Source organism: Curtobacterium sp. B8 (genome assembly GCF_000333315.1).
GTDB lineage: Bacteria > Actinomycetota > Actinomycetes > Actinomycetales > Microbacteriaceae > Curtobacterium > Curtobacterium luteum.
Window position 1 is genome coordinate 1 of sequence record NZ_BACW01000006.1, and the last position, 1,013, is coordinate 1,013.

2 pseudogenes are annotated in these 1,013 nt (G+C 71.6%); one reads left to right on the forward strand and one right to left on the reverse strand.

Annotated elements, in window-relative coordinates:
• Positions 1-237: pseudogene (locus tag I59_RS00060) on the reverse strand (SRPBCC family protein); the annotation flags it as partial.
• Between the two features lie 23 nt (positions 238-260).
• On the opposite strand from I59_RS00060, the pseudogene I59_RS00065 reads away from it, so the two are divergent.
• A pseudogene (locus I59_RS00065) lies at positions 261-1,013 on the forward strand (LLM class flavin-dependent oxidoreductase); the annotation flags it as partial.

The window sequence follows — 1,013 nt, forward strand, 5'->3', positions numbered from 1 at the left end:
CTTGAGCTGCCGGAGGCCCTTCTCGAAGTCCGGCCCGACGAGCTTCTCGAGCGGGAAGATCCGGGTCATGAAGGTCCGCGGGCTCTCCATCCGCCAGACGACGTCGGTGCCGGGGCCGGTGCCGGTGCCGGTGCCGCTCGGCGTGAGGTCGAACCGGATCACGTTGCTCGACCGGAACGGCTTCGTGAAGTCGAGCGCGACGCCCACGCCGGAGGGCTCGACCTCGGTGACCCGCATGGTCCCGGCACCGGCCTTCCGGTTCCCCGACCAGGCGTACCGAGGAGGCCGCTGCCGCCGACCTCATCTCCGGCGGCCGGCTGCAGCTCGGCGTCTCCCGGGGGTCACCCGAGACCGCTCTCGCCGGTTACCAGCAGTTCGGCTACGTGCCCGACGCGGCCGACACGAACGGCGGGGACCTCGCCCGGTCGCACACGAACGTCTTCCGCCGCGCGATCGCCGGGGAGCCGATGGCGAACGCGAACCCGCAGATGACCGGCACGACCGGCTCGCTCCCGGTGTTCCCCCTGTCGGACACGCTGCCCGACCGCATCTGGTGGGGCGCCGGCACCCGGGCCACCGCCGAGTGGACCGCCGAGCAGGGCATGAACCTCATGTCGTCGACGCTCCTCACCGAGGACACCGGTGTGCCGTTCGACGAGCTGCAGGCCGAGCAGATCGAGCGCTTCCGGTCGACGTGGGAGCAGATGGGGTGGGAGCGCACCCCGCGGGTCTCGGTCTCCCGGAGCATCATCCCGATCGTCGACGACGAGTCGCGGCACTACTTCGGCGTCCGCGCGCAGGTCGAGGGACAGGACCAGGTCGGGCACCTCGACGGTGGGCTCGCTCGCTTCGGCCGCTCGTACATCGGATCGCCGGAGGAGCTCGTGGCCGAGCTCGCCGCCGACCGGGCCGTCCGTGCTGCCGACACCGTGCTCGTCACCGTGCCGAACCAGTTGGGCGTCGACTTCAACGCGCGACTCCTGGCCGCCGTGAAGGACGTCGTCACGGAGGTG